Raw genomic sequence first — 17,517 nt, forward strand, 5'->3', positions numbered from 1 at the left:
GCGATGCGACCGCTGTACTCCGTCCCCCTCGGAATCGCCGCCACCGGCGCCGCCTGCCTCGCCTACTCCGCCGGGTACGAGGTCCGTTCCTTCCGGCTCCGCCGGGTCGAGGTCCCCGTCCTGCCCAAGGGCGCCCGCCCCCTCCGGGTGCTGCAGGTCTCGGACATCCACATGGTGAGCGGCCAGGGCAAGAAGCAGCGCTGGCTGCAGAGCCTCGCCGGGCTCCGCCCCGACCTGGTGGTCAACACCGGCGACAACCTCTCCGACCCACTCGGCGTCCCCGCCACGCTCGACGCGCTCGGTCCACTGATGGACTTCCCCGGCGTCTACGTCTTCGGGTCGAACGACTACTACGGCCCCGCCCGCAAGAACCCGGCCCGCTACCTCCAGGCGATGCGCAGCGGCGTCCACGGGATGAACAACCCCGACGGCAGCGCGCGGCGCGGCATCAGCGGCGCCGTGCACAACCCTTGGGAGAAGCTGCGCGACGGCTTCGACGCGGCCGGCTGGCTCGACCTCACCAACACCCGCGGCCGACTGAACATCGGCGGCCTCGACCTCGAATTCACCGGCCTGGACGACCCGCACATCCGCCGCGACCGCTACAGCGAGGTCACCGGCGGCCCGTCCGCCGACGCCGACCTCTCACTCGCCGTCGTGCACGCGCCCTACCTGCGCGTCCTGGACGCCTTCACCGCCGACCGCTACCCGCTGATCCTGGCCGGCCACACCCACGGCGGCCAGCTCTGCGTCCCCTTCTACGGCGCCCTGGTCACCAACTGCGACATCGACTCCAAGCGGGTCAAGGGCCTCTCTACCCACCAGGCGGGCGGCCGCCGCGCCTTCCTCCACGTGTCGGCCGGCTGCGGCACCAACCGCTACACCCCGGTCCGATTCGCCTGCCCGCCCGAGGCCACCCTCCTCACCCTCACCCCCTCCCGCTGACCTGCGACGGAGGCCCGCCGGGAATCGGATTTCGTCTCTCGGCAAGCGTCCGGTAGAGTTCTACTCGTTGCGAAGGAGACGGAGCAACAAACCGCAGGACCGGGGTGTGGCGCAGCTTGGTAGCGCGCTTCGTTCGGGACGAAGAGGCCGTGGGTTCAAATCCCGCCACCCCGACCCAGTGCAGAGGCTCTGCCGGAGAAATCCGGCAGAGCCTCTGTCGTTGTGCGTGACCATCTGCGTGACGACAGCTCAGGTGCGTGCTCGAAGAAGAGGTCGCCCATGCCCGTCGCACCGGCCTGGATCACCGGGCGGATCCGCCTCCGGTACACCTCCTCGGTCACGGCGGTGCGGGAGTGGCCGACCGACCGGGAGATCTCCTCCAGAGGCACACCGCTGCCGGAGAGCAGAGACACGAAGCCGTGACGCAGCTCACGCGGTGTCCATTCGGCAGCGTTGACCCCATCAGCCTTGGCGATAGCTGTGCGAAACGCCCGGCGGACGTGGAACGGGTCGAGTGCCGTACCGACTGCGGAGTGGCAGGTCAGGTTGCTCTTCTCCCACTTGTCGCCGGCCAAGAAACGATCCCAGCCCTGATCCACTCAGTGATCCCAGAGAGCTTCGACACGGCGGGCCGGAAGAGCTAGCGTCCGACGGGACCTCCGGGCTTGTTGTCACCACCGACGCGGACCGAGCGCCACACGACGATGTGCGGCGGGATCGGTGGGTTCGAGTCGGGCCGGTCCTTCAGGGATACGCGGTCCCAGGTCAGCGCGCAGCCTTCGGTTCGGGCGCAGTGAGCAGGGACACCACGATGAAGGCGTACGTGGAGGTCTTCTCCGCCGCCTTCAGTACAACCTCAGCCTGAACGAAGGTCAGCACGCTTTGGACGGCTGCCCAGCAGGACTGCCTGACGGCGCCACGAAGCACGGCCGGACAGCAGGACGGCCTCGGAGCCGCGTGGGGTCGACCAGGGCCAATCAGTATCGACAACCGATGGACGGCATTCGGGCCTGCCGGCGCGGGGATCCTCTCACCCGCTGACCAGCTTCGTGCTTGACCAGAACTCATGCATCAGCGGAGACAAAGGTGTTCTATTCGGTCACCCTATGCGTGTCCCAGTGCTTGGCGATCCACTTCCGGTGCGCGTTCGTGATGGGAACTGCCAGTGGGCGACCGTGAAGCTCTCCGTACTCTGGGTAGGCCCGGATCTTCGGAGAAACGTCGAGAGTGAGGGTGCTCGGATCAACCGAGATCTGCCCCAGATCAAACAAGCGATGCACGTCTCGACGCAGGAGGAGACCGCCGTTGGAATGGTGCTTGCCGTCTGCGGCGTAGCTGTAGAGGTGAGCGGCTTCCAGAACATAAGCCGGCATCGGGCCGGTGAAGGCGCAAACCTCACCAAACGTGTCCAGAAGCCTGGCACGGAACGCCGGTTGACCCCTGCGAACCCGGACGGTTGCTGTGGTGTGACCTCCAGTGATGGTCTCGCGGGTTATGTCGATGACATCCAGCGGAGTGGCGTTCCTGCCGCTCTCGACACGGTGGCGGAAGTCGTCCCAGCGCAGCCGACGCATCGCGTTCTGGGACTGCGGCTCCTCGCACAGCTCCCGTAGTTCCATGCCACTGACCGTGCCCTGCAGGCCAACCCATGCGAAGTCGTACCGGCTGCGGTAGGTGGTCACCGGCACGATCTCCACCTTCGGCTCGGCGAACTCGGCCTTGCACTTCTGGTTCCAGCACCGGTACTTCGGCGTCTTCGTCTTGCGCTCGGCTATGTCGGCCTTACCGCATCCTGGGCAGGAGCTGAGAGGCTTGGTCGCGCTACCGGTCTCGATGTCCTCGATGACGGACATGCCCAGCAGGGTCTGTCCGTTCCAGAGCACGATCTCGTCACCGACCTGTACGTGACTCGCGTTCGGAACCCGACTGTCCCAGCTGTAGTGACTGGGACCGCTGTCGTCGTAGCCGCTGCCAACACGCTTGGGATCGTCACCCAGGTACATCAGCCATGCTGTCATCTGACTCTCCCTGTCAGCCCGTTAGCCCGTCACGTGGATACCCCAGAGTCTTCGTATGATCAACATACTGTGCCCAGTGGACGACTACCTCCAGCCCTGCGCCATGCCTCCATCGGCAAGCCCACGGCGTTAGGGAACCTGCCAAACCCGTCGCAGGACGGAGTGTCCGATCAGGCTGCAACGGGCCTCGCGTAAAGAAGAAGCCGGCGCTGCGGCGGCGATCGTCCGTCGGCTCGTGACCGATGCCCCGAACCCCACCCCGGAGGCCTGCAGCCCCTCCCTCCGGAAGGCCACACCCGAGATGGAGGTGCCGATCGGCTCCGGCTCCCCGGCGATCAACGGAGCGACCAGCCGGGGCGGCAGCTCATCGGCCAGGTCCAGCAGCCGCCCCAGGGCGCCTTCGCCGGCACCCTCCGTCCGGTCCGCCGCCGCGGCGGACCGCCGCTCGTCCCCCACCCCGGGGAAGCACGTGGCAAGCCCTTGATCAGCCCCGGCGATCACCGTGCTGTTCGCCGGGGCTGACCTCTCCCTTGCGCCCGACGCCGGTACGGACGGCCCCCGCGCGAGGGTCGGTGGGGAGGGGGGCGTCGCCGGCCGGCAGGGGCTGGCGGGCGGGTGGTCAGCGGGTGGGGTTGTCGGGGTGGGGGACGACGGTGACGACGGTGGAGCAGGATGCGGTCTCGGGGCCCTGGTGGAGGGTCACGCCGATGCGGTCCCGGCCGGCCGGGTCGCGGGGCAGCCGGGCGGCCTCGACCAGGCAGGGCTCGTCGAGCTCGACGTAGCTGGTGAAGACGCACTCCATGGCGACCGCCAGGACGGGGGCCGAGGGGGCGATGGCCTGGGCGGCCTGGCGGCAGGCGTCGAGGAGCAGGGCGCCGGGCACGTGGTCGACGGGGTGGTCGAAGTAGACCGGGTGGGAGGTGTCGACCCGCAGCTGCCAGCGCCGGGCGTGGTCGGTGGCGGAGAGGGCGACGTCCTGCGAGGTGGCGGCGTCGGGTCTCGCGGCGCGTATCGGGGGGCCCGGCGTCACGGCGCGCGCCATCATCTCGGCGGCGTCGGCGCGCTCCGCGCGCAGCCGCCGGTAGATGGCCGGGGCCTGGACGGTGAAGCGGGTCTGGGCGGTGGCGAGCGGTTCGCCGGCCCGGCTGATCATGTAGGACAGTGTGAGGGCGCAGACCCGGTTGCCGCGGCGGACCACGTCCTGGCAGACGACGTCCAGCCGGATGTCGTCCCAGTCCTGGTCGGCGGGCCGGTCGACCAGGAGCAGTTCGGGGACCAGTGCGAAGCTGAAGCGGTCCCAGACGAGGTGGTGCCCGAGCGGGACGTCGAAGGCGGCGTGGGAGAGCAGTGGGAAGCTCTGCCGGACCGTCTCCACCAGCAGCATCGGGTCGTACAGCCCGCCGCCGGCGGCGAGGGCGGCGCGAACGCGGGGCCAGCGGGCGGTCACCCGGTAAGTGTCCGGTCCGGTGGGCTCCCAACCGGTCAGCAGCACCTCCTCGACCGCGCGCTTGTGGACGAGTTCCTTGGGCACGGTGGTCGCAGCGGTGATGGTGCTGCCGTGATCTGTGCGGTACATGTGTGCACTCCCCCAGAATGGCCACTGGCGTGGTTGTTGGTGGAGCCTCCGTTGTGTACGCCGGGCCCCGCTGCAAATAACGTAGAGGTCGTTCTTTTTGTTTGTCGAGGAGTTTGGAGTCACTGTGACGCGAGCGAAGCAGGACCGAGCCGTACGCACCCGCGGGACGATCCTGCGCGCCGCCGCACAGGTCTTCGACGAGTACGGTTTCAGCGGTTCGAGCGTAAACAAGATCATCACACAAGCGGGTACCACCCAGGGCGCAATGTACTTCCACTTCCGGTCCAAGGAGGAGTTGGCCAAGGCGGTGATGGACGAGCAGGCCGCCGACCTCGAACTGCCGGCGCAGCCGGCCGGTCTGCGCCAGCTGCTCGACCTCAACCTGTACCTGGCCGACGAGCTGCGGGACAACGTCCTGCTGCGCGCGGGCGTCACCCTCGCCGTCGAGCAGGGCCAGCTCGGCCTGCGCGACTTCCGCCCGTACGAGATGTGGGCCGAGCAGTTCTGCGCCGAGCTGGAGGAGGCCCGCAAGGCCGGCGAGCTGCTGCCCGACGTCGACTCGGCGGAGTTCTCCCAGGTCCTGGTCGGGGCCTACACCGGCACGCAGGTCATGTCGCACCTGCGCAGCAACCGCGCCGACCTGCCGGAGCGGATCGCCCGGCTCTGGTGGTACCTGCTGCCCGGCATCGCGACCGCGCCGGTCGTGGAGTCGCTGCGGGCCGTCCTCGCGGAGCGCGGGCACCGGGCATGACCGGGCCGGGCATCCTGCTCACCGGAGCCGGCGGCTTCATCGGCTCGGCGGTGCTCGCCGCGCTGCGCGACCGGCCCGGCACCGGCCCGGTCCGGGCCCTCGCGCGCTCCGCCGCACCACCCGGGACGGTCCGGGTCGCGGCGGACCTCGCCGACCCGGCGACGCTGCGCGGCGTGGCCGACGGCTCCGACGTCCTGGTCCACCTCGCCGCCGCGGTCTCCGGCGACGAGGAGTCCTGCGCGGCGGTCAACGTGCACGGCACCCGGGCGCTGCTCGCGGAGGCCGCCCGGGCCGGCGTGGGCCGGATCGTCCACCTCTCCACCACCGCCGTGTACGGCCCCGGCCCGCACCGGGGCATCGGCGTGGACGGGGTGACGCCGGCCCCCGTGTCGGCGGCCAGCCGGACCAGGCTGACCGGGGAGCGGGCGGCACTCGACGCCGGCGCGGTGGTGCTGCGCGCGCCGCTGGTCCTGGGGGCCGGGGACCGCTGGGTGGTGCCCTGCCTGGCCGAACTCACCCGACGGGTACCGGCCCGGTGGGACGGCGGCGCCGCCCTGCTCTCGCTGGTCGCGGTGGAGGACCTGGCCCGGCTCGTCACCGCACTGGCCGTCGGCCCGGACCCGGCCCCGGGCGGGATCCACCACGCCGGCCACCCCGAACCCGTCCGCAGCGGGGCGCTCCTGGACACCCTCGCCGACCACGGGGTGCTGCCGCCCACCCCCGGCCCGGACTGGCCCTGGGAGCGCTGCGCGGCCGAACTGCGGCGGGTGCCCGGAGTCTTCAGCGAGCGGCAGTTCGCGCTGCTGGCCCGGGACCACTGGTACCGCAGCGCGGAGATCTGGCGACTGGCCGGCACCGATCCCGGCCCGGGCCCGCTGCACCGGCTCGCCGCGGCCGCTCCCTGGTACCGGGAGCACCTCGCGCGGACCGGCGCACCGGCCACCGAACAGACTTCCGGGTAAGTTGCCAAAGCTGCAAGCGGATGACGTGTGAGCAGTGTGTACGCGGCCCGCTCCGCGTAGCGTCGGGACTCCGTCGGATCGGCTCGGACCGACGCAGGGGTCCCGGCTTTCCGCGCACCCCGCTCCGTCCGCCCGAAGGAGCCTCCCCCGCTCATGCGGTTCGTCAGTCCCTCGCTCCAGACCGTGGAGCCGGTGCCGACGCTCGGCCGGTGTGCCCGAGCAGCCCGCCCCAGCGGCGGTGGGCGATGAAACAGGAACGGGCCCAGCACACCCGACGGGCCCTGCTGCGGGCCGCCGCCGGTGAGTTCGACCGGCACGGCTACGCGGGCACCTCGCTCTCCCGGGTCAGCCGGGCGGCCGGTGTCACGATGGGCGCGCTGACCTTCCACTTCCCCACCAAGGCCAGCCTGGCGGACGCGGTCCGTGCGGACGCCGTGGAGCTCACCCGGGCGGCGGTCGGGGCTCCGGCGGGCGGGGTCCCGGCGGGCGGCGGGGGCGAGGGATGCGGGGTCCCGGGCCCCGGCGGTGGCCCCGGCGAGGTCGCACGGCTGACCGACGTGCTCACACGGCTGCTCCAGGAGGAGCCCAGCGTCAGCGCGGCGGCCAGGCTGGCCTGGGAGCAGCCCGGAGCGGCCGACAACTGGTACGCCAGCTGGATCCCCGTCCTGCGCGGCCACCTGGCGGGACAGCCGCCCTGCGTCCCCGCCCAGCGGGACGACGGGCCGGACCCCGACGCGCACGGCCCCGAGGGCCCCGACGGGCACGGCCCGGCCGGGCAGGCCCCCGGGGAGTGGGGGACCCGGGCGTCGGCGGCCGCCGACGCGCAGGACCTCGAACTCCTGGTGCACTGCCTCGTGGTGGGCTCGGAAGCACTGCGGCGCGGCGTCGTCCCGGTGGGCGGGGAGACGGCCCCCAGCGGGGACGAGCTCCGGCAGCGGCTGCGCCGGCTCTGGCACCGCACACTGGCCGGGCCCTCGGCCTGACGCAGGCCCACCCCTGCCTGCCTGCCCGCCGGTCCTTCCGTGCCCGCCCTCCCCCGCACCGGGTGGTCGAACGCGGCCGGGCAGAAGGCGGGCACGAAGGCCGGCACGACCCGGGCGCGGCACCGGCGCGAAGGCGAGCGCGCCACGGCAGCTCGCGCCCCGCGATGGCAGGTGCGCGCCGGGGCGCACACACCCCGGCACACGAACTTGTCAGAATCTTGCCAGGGCCCGCCTCGAAGCCCAAAACAAAGCGATCGTTCGCTATTCTTCCCGGGACGGCCTCGCACGGCACCTCACGACCTCGGGGAGCTCACATGGACGCGCAACACCTGCCGCCGGCCGGCGAAGCAACGGTCTCCCGGTTCGCCGAGCAGGTCTTCGCCCACCTGCCCCGGATAGACCAACGCCGCTGGGCCCACGCGTACCTGCACGGCCTGCTCGCCGCGCCGGGCCGCAAGTCACTGTCGAACATGGCCACCAGCCTGACCACGAGCCGCACGGCCGCGCTCTCGCTGCAGCAGTTCATCAACGGCAGCCCCTGGGACTGGCGTCCGGCCCGCCGCGCGCTGGCCCGCCTGACCGCCACCGGCGCGCGGCCGGTGCGGGCCTGGACCGCCACCCTGGCGGTCATCCCCAAGCGCGGCGACCAGGCGGTGGGAGTCCACCGCCGCTTCGTCCCGGAGTTCGGCCGGACCATCAAGTGCCAGGCCGCGACGGGGATGTTCATCGCCACCGACCGGCACGCCGTACCGGTGGACTGGTCGCTGCTGCTCGACGCCGACTGGACGGAGGACCAGGGCCGGCGCGCCCGCGCCAGGATCCCGGACTCCGTCACCCCGCGCCCGGCGGACCGGACGGTGCTCGACATGGTCGACCGGCTGGCCGCCCACCTCCCGGTCGCCCCGCTGGTCGCGGACCTCACGGTGGTCGAGGACCTGCCGCCGCTGATGTCGGCGCTCGCCCGCCGGGGCGTCCCGTACCTCCTGGAGGCCCGGCCGCACCAGGCCGTCCGCCCGGTCCTGCAGGCCACCACCGGGCGGTTCGGCCGGATCCAGCAGGACGCGGTGCCGGTCGAGACGCTGCTCCCGCGTCAGCGGCCGCGCACGCCCGGCGCCGCGCAGCCGACGCTGCGCTGCGTCCCGGTCCTGACGCCGGGCGTCCAGGGCGCACCCGTCCACCGGCTCTGGGTGCAGGACACCCGCGGCGGCAGGCCCCGGCGGTACTGGCTGACCAACCTCACCGAGGACGCGCCCGCCGTCCTCGCCCTGCTCGGCACCGCGACGACCACCCGGGACGCCGTGGACCGGCTGGGCGCCGACTTCGGCCTGCTGGACTTCTCCGGCCGCTCCTACCTCGGCTGGCACCACCACATGACGATGGTCTCGGCCGCGTACGCGCTCGGCCACGACCGGCCGGACCTGACCGGGATGCCGGCCCGGGAGATCTTCCGCACCTCCGCCTGACCGGCGGGGGGAAGGGGAGGTGCGGAGCCGGCCCTACGCCACCAGGGCCGAGGCCTCCGCCTCCCGGGCCGCCGCGACCATGCCCGCCAGCGCGGCCCGGCTCGCCCCGAGGACCAGCATCTGCCGGTCCAGCACCGCCAGCCGGCGTTCGAGCACCTCCAGCACGCACGAGTCGACCGTGGACTCGCCGCTCACACAGGGCAGCACGTCGCGGATGGCACTGGTCGAGAGCCCCGCCCCCAGCAGGGCCCGGATCCGGCGCACGACCACCGGAGCCTCGGCGCCGTACCGGCGGTGCCCGCCGTCGCGCCGCCGGCTCTCCAGCAGCCCCTGCTCCTCGTAGTACCGCAGCAGGCGCACGCTGACCCCGGTCTGCGCCGACAGCTCACCGATCCGCATGTGACCCTCCGAACGCGCACCCGCGCATCGCACACCGGCGGCGATTGTAACGCGGCGGGCTCGGCCGGCCACGGGACCACCCCCGGACCGGGAGGCCGACTCCCCTTCACCGGGCATGATCTGACGATCCGTCCGTGATCTGCGGCGACCGGACAGCAAAAGGCCGGGCGGCCGGGAGGGGGCATCGCTGCCCCCCTGCCCGGCCGCCCGGCCACCGCCGCATCCGGCTCCCGCGACCCGGTGATCCGTCAGCCGAGGATCTGGAACACCGAGTCGGCCTGCCCCGCGTACGCGTTGCTCAGGGCGAAGGTCCGGCTGCTCGGGCGGAAGATCCCGAAGGTCGCCCGGCCCTGGCGGAGCCAGTCGCCGACCACCGGCAGGTCGCCCTTGACGCCGTAGGAGGCGGTGGAGACCGTCCCGTTGTCGTGGCGGAGGATGAAGAGGTTCGGGTCGCCGGGGTTGCGGCCCGGCCGGAAGACGCCGAACTGGGCGTGGCCCGTGCGGTCCCAGTCGCCGACCAGCGGGATGTCGGTCGGGTCACCGAAGCGCAGCGTGGTCACGCTGCCGTTGTCGTGCCGGACCGCCAGCAGGCTGCTGCTCGGACGGTAGATCGCCAGCTGGTCATGACCGTTGTGGTCCCACGCACCCACCGCCGGGAGGTCGCCGGGCTCGCCGAAGGGCACCGCGGTCACCGAGTAGTCGGCGTGCTTGAGACCGAAGGTGGCGGTGCTCGACCGGTAGATGCCCACCTGCTCCGAGTTGCCGGCGTCCCACTGGCCGACGGTCGGCAGGTCACCGGGCTCGCCGAAGAGGTAGCCCATGGACGCCCGACCGGTCACCTTCTGGTAGGTGATGGCCCACTGGCCGTTGTGGAAGAGACCGACCTGGGAGTTGGGCGCGCCGAAGCGACCGGCCACCGGGACCCCGTTGGTCGGGCCGACGACGTACGACCTGTTCGTCGCGGCCACCGAGCGCCCGTGGTCGTCGAGGATGGCCAGGGTGACGTTGAAGTAGCCCGAGGTCGGGTACTCGTGCGTCAGACCGGTCGGCAGTGAGCCGTAGCCGACCGAGGCCGGCGAGCCGTCACCCCAGTCGACGGTGTACCGGTCCACCGGCCAGGGGCTGCGGCTGCTGTCCGCGAACCCCACCGTGGTGGTGGTCGAGTCCGCCTGCGTGACCCAGAAGGCGGCGCGGAGGTCGTCCACCCGTCGGGTGGTCACGGTGCTGGTGGCCTTGCGGACCACTCCGGCGGTGCTGGTGGCGGTGAGCGTCACGGTGTAGGTGCCGACACCCGCGAAGTCGTGGTCCACCGAGAAGTCGCCCGCGCCGAGCGAGGTCAGCGGGGCGCTGCCGTCGCCGAAGTCCAGGGTGGCGCCGGCCGACGACCAGCCCGGGGTGACCGTACCGGTGATCTGGCCACGCAGCGGGCGGCCGTCCACCGGGGTGTCCGTCGACCGGACGGAGACCGAGATCGGGTCGTGCGTGTCGACGGCGCCACGATCGTGGTACCCGACTCCGGTGCCCTGGTTGGCGATGTTCGGATCGTCGACCCTGGCCAGGCCCCACAGGTCGGTGTCCAGTTGCCCGGGGGCGTTGGCGTCCGCCGCGTCCGTCACGCCCTCGGCGGCGGCCGGGACGAAGTACTCCCCGCTCTTCGAGAGCCTGGGGTCGACGGACAGGTCGTGCTCGCCCTGCCCGCTGGCCCGGAACTGGCTCGCGGACAGGTACGCCGTGCCGCCCCAGGAGTAACCGGCGGCGCCCGTTGCCGGGTAGACCACGTTGTAGTCGACGACGGTGCCCGCGACGGAGCCCGCGGAGACCACCAGGCTCGTACCGGGAACCGGGCTGCCGCACGTCGTGCTGCGGGCGGCGCCGGTGACGATGTTGTTCTCGACCGTGGCGCGCGGGGAGTCCCCGAGCAGGGCGACGCTGTCGCCCTGGCAGTTCAGCGTGACGGTGTTGCCGGTCACCACCGTGCCGGGGGCGTCGGTGGCGACCAGGCCGCCGGCCTTGTTCTCGGCGAGCTGGCTGGCCGTGACGACGGTGCCGGTCGCCCCGGCCTCGACCACGAGCCCGGCCGTTCCGCTCAGCTTGACCAGACTGCGGCTGACCGTGACGCCCTTGCTGGCCCCGGTGATCCGGACACCCGGCGCCGGGTCGGGGAAGTTCGGCACCCCGTCGAAGACCCGTGGCCGGCCGGCGGCGACGACGTGGTCGCGGTCCAGCACGATGCGCTCGGAGTCCTGGACGAGCACGGCCTCCTGCGAGGATCCGAGGTAGAGCTCGCTGAGCACGATGTCGTGCACGCCGGAGAGCACGAAGGCGTGCGGGAGGCCCCTGCTCTCGGGGGTCTGCCGGTTGGTGCCCACCATCACGCTCGGCTGCGAGAAGCCCCAGGCCCCCTTGAAGGTGATCGGCCGGCCCTCGGTGCCCGAGCGCTTGACCGTCACCTGCTCCGTGTAGTCCCAGCTCCCGAGGATCTGCACCGTCTGACCGGGCTGGGCCACGTCGGCGGCGGCCTGGATGGTGCAGTACGGCTGTGCCTGGGTGCCCTCGCCCGCGTCCGAGCAGTTGGCGGACGTGCGGTTGTCGACGTACAGCACCGAGACCTCGGCGTGGGCCGCCGACGGCAGCGAGGTGCCGGCGACGACGGAGCTCACGATGGCAGCGGCGATGCCAACGCGGCGGCGTATTGACACAGTTGATTCCTCATAGTCGCAATTGATATCGATCGGACCGTTCATTCGCGAACATCTGAACGATTCATACCGGCAGAGCGGACAGCAGTATTCACGAGGCGCCGTGGGCCCCGGTGACGAGGGCACCCCGGAAACTCCGCACGGGAGCCGGCGGGGTGCCCTCGACCCTTCGGACGCTGTCGCGAAGGGCTGCGGGCCGCCGTCAGTACCTGGTGATCCTGAAGACGGAGTCACCGGCCTGCGCATAGGCGTTGCTGAGGCTGAAGACCGCCTCGCTCGGCCGGTAGACCCCGAAGGTCGTCCGCCCCCGGCCCAGCCAGTCCCCGACCAACGGGAGGTCGCCCTGAGCCCCGTAGGCGGCCGCGCTCACGCTGCCGTCGTCGTGCCGCAGCGCGAAGGTGCTGCCGCTCGCCCGGTGGATGCCCAACTGGAGGTGGCCGACGCCGTCCCAGTCCCCGACCAGCGGCCGGTCGCCCGGCTCGCCGAAGCGCGCGGTGGTGACGCTGCCGTCGTCGTGGCGCACCGCGAAGGTGCCGGTGCTCGGCCGGTAGATCGCCAGCTGCGCGTGCCCGTTGCCGTCCCAGGGGCCGGGCACCGGGAGGTCGCCCTGCTCGCCGAAGGCCACCGCCGTCGCGCTGCCGTCGTCGTGCCGCAGCGCGAAGGTGCCGGTGCTCGGCCGGTAGACGCCCAACTGGTCGGCGCCGACGCCGTCCCAGTTGCCCGCGACCGGGATGTCGCCGTACTGGCCGAAGGCCGCCGTCACGGCCGGGCGACCGGTGGTGCTGCTCGTGGTGAGCGACCACTGGCCCTCGCGGAAGACGCCGACGTACGACGTCCGCCCGCCCGCCCAGCGCCCCACCACCGGCGTGCCGCTGACCAGTTCGGGTCCGCTGCCGCCAAGCCGCGTCGAAGCCGCGTAACCGAGGGACCGGCCGTGGTCGTCCGTGAACACCGCGCGCGGCGTGTAGGCGCCACCGCTCGGGTAGTCGTGCTTGATCCCCCTGTTCAGGGTGTCGATGTCAGTGGCCAGCACGGGAGTCCCGTCACCGAAGTCGACGGTCACCCCGGCGAGCGGCCACGGGCTGTCGACTCCCCCGTACACGGTGTAGTGGAGTTCGGGATCTCCCCCGATGCGGACCAGCGAGAGCCACGGGCGCGCCATCTCGGGGACGGGGTGGACGGTGGCGTCGATCGCGACCGTCCGGGCGGTGCCGAGGCTGTTGACCGCGGTGACCTCCACCCGGTAGGTGCCCGGCCCCGGGTAGGTGTGGACCATCACCCCGCCCTCGACCGCCTGGCCGGTGCCGTCGCCGAAGGAGATGGTCCTGGTCACCGGCGCCCAGGAGGACTGGTAGCCCGAGTCGAAGGCCAGGTCCAGCGGGTGGCCCTTCGGGATGTAGGCCGAGCCCGGAATCTGCCGCAGATTGACCCAGAGCGGGTCCTGGAACTCGATCGCCCCGCGGTCCCGGTAGGTCACCGGGCCGGTGCCGTTGTTCGGCAGCCACGGGTCGTCGGCGGGCGCGTTGCCCAGCAGGTCGGTGGCGAGTTGGCCGGGCGCGTCGGCGGCGGCGGAGTCCAGCTCGTAGTCCTCGCCCCAGGGCGCGAGGTCGTCGGCGGCCGAACCGTTCAGGCGGTACTGGGGATCGGCGTCGTTGTCGTGCCCGCCCTGGCCGGTCGCCGCCGCGAAGGCGGCGGGAGAGGCGAAGGCCGCCCCGCCCCAGCGGTAGCTTCCGCCGGCCGTCTCGGGGCGGACGACGTTGTAGTCCGCCTTCGTACCCGCGACCGACTCCGGGTCCACGACCAGCTCGACCGTCTCGCCGGGGGCACAGCCGAGGGCCTTGAGGCCGGTGGCGGTGACGATGTTGTTCTCGATCACCGCGCCGGACGAGGCGCCCGCCAGCGTGATGCCGCTCCCGCAGTTCTCCACGACCGAGTTGCTCGTCACCACGGTGCCGGGGGCGTCGGTCACCAGGATGCCGCCGCCGCGGTTGGCGTTCACGGCGTTGGTGGTGAGGACGGCTCCGGAGACACCGGCCTCGACGGCGATGCCGGCGCCGGCGCTGCCGCCGATCCGGTTGCGGCTCACGGTGACCGCCGTGGTCCGGCCGGTCAGCCGGATGCCGGGCGAGGCCGCCTGGCCGGCCGCCACCACCACATTGCCGTCGAGGACGATCCGGTCGGCGTCCGCGACCAGCAGCGCCTCCTGGTCGGTCGCGAAGGCGAGGCCCTGGACCGTGACGTCGTGGACGTGGGAGAGCCGGAACCCGGGAGCGCCCCGGCCGGTCGAACCGAGCTTCGCGGCCGGCCGCTTGTCGGCGCCGGGCACGCCCCGGAAGGTGACGGGGTTGCCGGGGGTGCCGGAGCGGGTCACGGTGACCGCCTCCGGGTACGTCCCGCCGGCGATCTGGACCGTCTGCCCCGGCAGCGCCGCGTCGGCGGCGGCCTGGACGGTGCAGTAGGGCTGCGCCTGGGTACCGGCGCCGGCGTCCGAGCACTGTGCGGACGCGTCGTTGTTCACGTAGAGCGTGGTGGCCTCGGCGTGGGCCGCGACCACCGGGAGGGCTGCCCCGACGACCACCGAACTCACCAAGGCCGCGGCGAGCCCGGTCCGACGTCTTACGGCCATGCTGTGTCCCCCTGGGATCCGTGCGCCGGGAACCTGCCGGACGGTGTCGGACACCGGCGTTCGAAGCAGGCGATGAGTCGATGATCATGATGGCGCGCAGAGCAGTATCCACGAGCCCGCCCGAGTGCACCATCGAGTTCTCGGCGCCCTCCTGACCGTCCGCCGCACAGCCCTGCGGCGTCGTCAGAAGAGGGCCTGGAGGTCGGTGCGGGCGGCGATGCCGAGCTTGGGGTAGGCCTTGTAGAGGTGGTGGCCGACGGTGCGCGGGCTGAGGAAGAGCTGGGCCGCGATGTCGCGGTTGGTGAGCCCCCGCGCCGCCAGCCGCGCGATCTGCAGTTCCTGCGGGGTGAGGGTGGCCAGCGGCCCCTCGGGGGTGCCGGCGGGAGCCGGGGCGCTGGTTCCGGTGGCGGTGAGCTCGGTGCGGGCGCGGTCGGCCCAGGGGTGGGCGGAGAGCAGCTCGAACGTCTCCAGGGCCGCGCGCAGGTACGGGCGGGCGTCCGTGCGGCGGCGTTCGCGGCGCAGCCACTCGCCGTAGAGGAGCGCGGTGCGGGCCTGCTCGAAGGGGCGGTGGGTGCCGTCGTGGAGGTCGAGGGCCGCGCGGTAGGCGGACTCGGCGAGTTCGTCCGGCCCGAGCAGTGCCTGGCAGCGCAGCCGCAGCGCCTCGGCCCAGGGCACGGCGGCGGCGCCGGCCCAGCGGGCGAAGCGCTCGTACGGTCCGGCGGCGCGTTCCGGGTCGCCGAGCCGGACGGCGGCCTCGACCAGGTCGGGGACGGCGCGGGTGGCGCCGACGTGGTGTCGGTAGGGGCCGGTGGTGAGGGCCTGGAGGCGCTCGGCGGCGTCGGCGGCGCGGCCCCGGCCGAGGTCGAGCAGGGCGAGCGCCCACTGCGCCCAGGGCTCGCCGGGCGCGGGCGCGGGCGAGCCGGCGGCCGAGCCCGCGGCGGTGCCGGTGAGCGCCGTCGCCGTCCGCGCGGTCGCGGCGAGTGCGGCGCACTCCTGCTCGGCACCGCGCAGGGCCGCCAGGAAGCCCAGCAGGGCGCTGAGTTGGCTGACCCACTGGTGCTGCCCGGTGTCCCGGGCCAGGGCCAGCGCCTCGGTGGCGGTGACCTCGGCGTCGCGGTGCCGGCCGTGGAAGAGCTCCGCCTCGGCGAGGAAGAACTGCAGCGTCGGCAGGACGCCGATGGTGCCCTTGGCCCGGGCCTCGGCGACCAGTTCGGCGGCGAGTTCGACCGTTTCGGCGTCCCGGCCGAGGACCAGTGTCGCCCCGCAGAGCTGGACCAGGTCGCTCGGCGTCTCGGCGCCCGCCCGGCGGGCCGCCGCCGCGGTGTCGCGGGCGGCGGGCAGCGGCGGGCCGGGGCGGCCCAGCGCGGGCAGGACGGCGGCCGACAGGTGGCGGGCGAGCGGGGTGAGCGGGTCGCCCTCGGCCAGCGGGAGCGCGGCGAGCCGGTCGAGGACGGCGATCACCGGCTCCTCCCCGGCGTACCAGGCCGCGTGGAAGGCCTGGAGCAGCATCCGGGCGGCGTGCGGCGCCTCGATGTCCGTACCGGCCGCGTCCAGCAGCAGCCGGTAGGCCGCCGGGTAGGAGCCGCGCCAGAAGTGCGCGGTGGCCCGGACCTGATCGAGCAGGGCGTGCGCGAAGACGCTGTCCGTCCGGGCCCCGGCCCGCTCGGCGAGCGCCTCGGCCTGCACCAACTTGCCCTCCTCGGTGGCGGCTTCGGCCGCCAGCACCAGGCGCCGGGTGGCGCCGTCGCGATCGGGGGTCAGCCGGGCGGCGCGCTCGTACGCGGCGGCGGCGCCGCCGTGGGCGCCCCGGGTCTCCGCGCGGACGGCGGTGCGTTCCAGGGCGTCGGCGAGGCCGGCGTCCGGAGCGGTGGCGGCGAGGGCCAGGTGCCAGGTCCGGCGGTCGCCGTCCTCCAGCACGGTGCCGATCGCCCGATGGGCCGTCAGTCGCTGTTGCAGCGGAGCGCGTTGCATGATCGCGGCGCGCAGCAGCGGGTGCCGGAACGCGAGTCGCCGGTCGGCCGCCAGGGTGACCAGGCCCGCCTCCTCGGCCGGGGCGAGGTGGTCGGCGGTCGCCCCCAGGACGGCGGCGGCCGCCAGCACGACGTCGAGGTCGCCGTTCTCCTCGGCGGCGGCGACCAGCAGCAGGTTCTGGGTGGCCGCCGGCAGGCCGGTGACCTGACCGTGGAAGGCGATCTGCAGGCGACTGGTGAGCGGCAGTGCGCCGGGGGCGGCGGCGGCGGATCCGTCGACCGCGAGGGGCAGTTCGGTGAGCGCCAGCGGATTGCCGGCCGACTCGGCGAGCAACCGGCGGCGGACGTCTCCGGTCAGGGCCGCGGTGGCGCGGGCGTCGAGCAGCCGGGTAGCGGCGGGCTCGGCGAGCCCGGCCAGCCGGAGTTCGGGCAGGCCGGTCGGCGGCAGGCCGCCCCCGGCGGGGCCCGCGTCCCGGGTGGCGAGCAGAAGGGCGACGCCCTCCGCCTGGAGTCGGCGGGCGGCGAGCAGCAACGCGTCCAACGAGGCCCGGTCGAGCCACTGCACATCGTCCACGACGCACAACAGGGGCTGATCAGCCGCTAGTTCGGCGAGCAGCCCGAGGGTGGCGAGCCCGGTGAGCAGCCGGTCCCCGCTCGCCCCGGCCGGCGGGACCCCGTCCTCCAGCCCGAACGCGCCTTCCAGGGCCCGCCGTTGCGGACCGGGCAGCGCGGACAACCGGTCCAGGCCGGGCGCGAGCAGCAGACTGAGCCCGGCGAACGGGAGTTCGGCCTCGTACTCGACGCCGGTCGCCCGGATCACCCGGAACGCGCCGTCGGCCGCCGCCGCGGCGTGGTCCAGCAGCGCGGTCTTGCCGATCCCCGGCTCACCGCGCAGCACCAGCACCCCGCTGCGGCCGCCCTTCGCGTCGTCGAGCAGCGCGTCGACGACGGCCTGCTCCTGTTCCCGCCCGTAGAGCTTCCCCATGCTCCGACCCTACTGGCGCGACCTACCCACGGCTTCCGCGGAACGGCCCGCACCCCTACCTATCCGTGACGGATTCGCCGGTCGCGCGTCGTCCGTACCTTCATGAGCAGCGGGAACGACCCGCCCAACCACCCGGCAGG

Annotated in this window: 12 protein-coding genes and 1 tRNA gene; 6 read left to right on the forward strand and 7 right to left on the reverse strand. The window is 73.2% G+C overall.

Going from position 1 to position 17,517, the window contains the following annotated elements; translation table 11 throughout:
* The first annotated feature begins 3 nt into the window (after positions 1 to 3).
* On the forward strand, positions 4 to 945 hold the full coding sequence (locus ACFVYI_RS02635) for a metallophosphoesterase (RefSeq protein ID WP_360637548.1): 942 nt from the start codon (positions 4 to 6) through the stop codon (positions 943 to 945).
* A gap of 100 nt (positions 946 to 1,045) precedes the next feature.
* A tRNA-Pro gene (locus tag ACFVYI_RS02640) sits at positions 1,046 to 1,119 on the forward strand.
* Here the strand turns inward: ACFVYI_RS02640 and ACFVYI_RS02645 are convergent.
* The 3 genes from ACFVYI_RS02645 to ACFVYI_RS02655 all read right to left on the reverse strand — a co-directional run bounded on the left by ACFVYI_RS02645 (position 1,101) and on the right by ACFVYI_RS02655 (position 4,539).
* Complete coding sequence (locus ACFVYI_RS02645) at positions 1,101 to 1,544, reverse strand: tyrosine-type recombinase/integrase (protein ID WP_387880747.1); 444 nt, start codon at positions 1,542 to 1,544, stop codon at positions 1,101 to 1,103. The genes ACFVYI_RS02640 and ACFVYI_RS02645 overlap by 19 nt on opposite strands.
* Before the next feature lie 492 nt (positions 1,545 to 2,036).
* The gene (locus ACFVYI_RS02650) at positions 2,037 to 2,963 is read right to left on the reverse strand and encodes an HNH endonuclease (RefSeq protein WP_387880750.1); all 927 of its coding nucleotides are present in this window, start codon (positions 2,961 to 2,963) and stop codon (positions 2,037 to 2,039) included.
* A 619-nt stretch (positions 2,964 to 3,582) separates the two neighbouring features.
* Complete coding sequence (locus ACFVYI_RS02655) at positions 3,583 to 4,539, reverse strand: ScbA/BarX family gamma-butyrolactone biosynthesis protein (protein ID WP_387880753.1); 957 nt, start codon at positions 4,537 to 4,539, stop codon at positions 3,583 to 3,585.
* A gap of 124 nt (positions 4,540 to 4,663) precedes the next feature.
* On the opposite strand from ACFVYI_RS02655, the gene ACFVYI_RS02660 reads away from it, so the two are divergent.
* From ACFVYI_RS02660 to ACFVYI_RS02675, 4 genes are all read left to right on the forward strand, one after another.
* Complete coding sequence (locus ACFVYI_RS02660) at positions 4,664 to 5,290, forward strand: ScbR family autoregulator-binding transcription factor (protein WP_387880755.1); 627 nt, start codon at positions 4,664 to 4,666, stop codon at positions 5,288 to 5,290.
* Complete coding sequence (locus ACFVYI_RS02665) at positions 5,287 to 6,252, forward strand: NAD-dependent epimerase/dehydratase family protein (RefSeq protein WP_387880758.1); 966 nt, start codon at positions 5,287 to 5,289, stop codon at positions 6,250 to 6,252. Before ACFVYI_RS02660 ends, ACFVYI_RS02665 begins: the two co-directional genes overlap by 4 nt.
* A gap of 245 nt (positions 6,253 to 6,497) precedes the next feature.
* Entirely contained in the window at positions 6,498 to 7,235 is a 738-nt protein-coding gene (locus ACFVYI_RS02670; protein ID WP_387880761.1) for a TetR family transcriptional regulator, read from the forward strand.
* Positions 7,236 to 7,549: 314 nt separating this feature from the next.
* Positions 7,550 to 8,698, forward strand: coding sequence for an IS701 family transposase (locus ACFVYI_RS02675; protein ID WP_387880763.1), 1,149 nt, complete (start codon positions 7,550 to 7,552; stop codon positions 8,696 to 8,698).
* Positions 8,699 to 8,731: 33 nt separating this feature from the next.
* On the opposite strand, the gene ACFVYI_RS02680 is transcribed toward ACFVYI_RS02675, so the two are convergent.
* From ACFVYI_RS02680 to ACFVYI_RS02695, 4 genes are all read right to left on the reverse strand, one after another.
* Positions 8,732 to 9,097: a MerR family transcriptional regulator gene (locus tag ACFVYI_RS02680; protein ID WP_387880765.1), complete on the reverse strand. Its 366-nt coding sequence runs from the start codon at positions 9,095 to 9,097 to the stop codon at positions 8,732 to 8,734.
* A gap of 248 nt (positions 9,098 to 9,345) precedes the next feature.
* Positions 9,346 to 11,757 (reverse strand): PKD domain-containing protein, encoded by a 2,412-nt coding sequence (locus tag ACFVYI_RS02685; RefSeq protein WP_387880768.1) that lies wholly within the window; start codon positions 11,755 to 11,757, stop codon positions 9,346 to 9,348.
* Between the two features lie 241 nt (positions 11,758 to 11,998).
* Complete coding sequence (locus ACFVYI_RS02690; protein ID WP_387880770.1) at positions 11,999 to 14,422, reverse strand: right-handed parallel beta-helix repeat-containing protein; 2,424 nt, start codon at positions 14,420 to 14,422, stop codon at positions 11,999 to 12,001.
* A 183-nt stretch (positions 14,423 to 14,605) separates the two neighbouring features.
* Entirely contained in the window at positions 14,606 to 17,377 is a 2,772-nt protein-coding gene (locus ACFVYI_RS02695) for an AAA family ATPase (protein ID WP_387880772.1), read from the reverse strand.
* Positions 17,378 to 17,517 lie beyond the last annotated feature (140 nt).

Origin of the sequence: Kitasatospora sp. NPDC058218 (assembly GCF_042882445.1) — a bacterium.
In the GTDB taxonomy this organism is placed as follows: domain Bacteria; phylum Actinomycetota; class Actinomycetes; order Streptomycetales; family Streptomycetaceae; genus Kitasatospora.

What these genes read in the sequence shown, in the direction of transcription:
- ACFVYI_RS02655 (WP_387880753.1), bottom strand. Translation starts at nt 4,539, where the DNA reads ATGTACCGCACAGATCACGGCAGCACCATCACCGCTGCGACCACCGTG.
- ACFVYI_RS02690 (WP_387880770.1), bottom strand. Translation starts at nt 14,422, where the DNA reads ATGGCCGTAAGACGTCGGACCGGGCTCGCCGCGGCCTTGGTGAGTTCG.
- ACFVYI_RS02670 (WP_387880761.1), top strand. Translation starts at nt 6,498, where the DNA reads ATGAAACAGGAACGGGCCCAGCACACCCGACGGGCCCTGCTGCGGGCC.
- ACFVYI_RS02650 (WP_387880750.1), bottom strand. Translation starts at nt 2,963, where the DNA reads ATGACAGCATGGCTGATGTACCTGGGTGACGATCCCAAGCGTGTTGGC.
- ACFVYI_RS02680 (WP_387880765.1), bottom strand. Translation starts at nt 9,097, where the DNA reads ATGCGGATCGGTGAGCTGTCGGCGCAGACCGGGGTCAGCGTGCGCCTG.
- ACFVYI_RS02675 (WP_387880763.1), top strand. Translation starts at nt 7,550, where the DNA reads ATGGACGCGCAACACCTGCCGCCGGCCGGCGAAGCAACGGTCTCCCGG.
- ACFVYI_RS02665 (WP_387880758.1), top strand. Translation starts at nt 5,287, where the DNA reads ATGACCGGGCCGGGCATCCTGCTCACCGGAGCCGGCGGCTTCATCGGC.
- ACFVYI_RS02695 (WP_387880772.1), bottom strand. Translation starts at nt 17,377, where the DNA reads ATGGGGAAGCTCTACGGGCGGGAACAGGAGCAGGCCGTCGTCGACGCG.
- ACFVYI_RS02635 (WP_360637548.1), top strand. Translation starts at nt 4, where the DNA reads ATGCGACCGCTGTACTCCGTCCCCCTCGGAATCGCCGCCACCGGCGCC.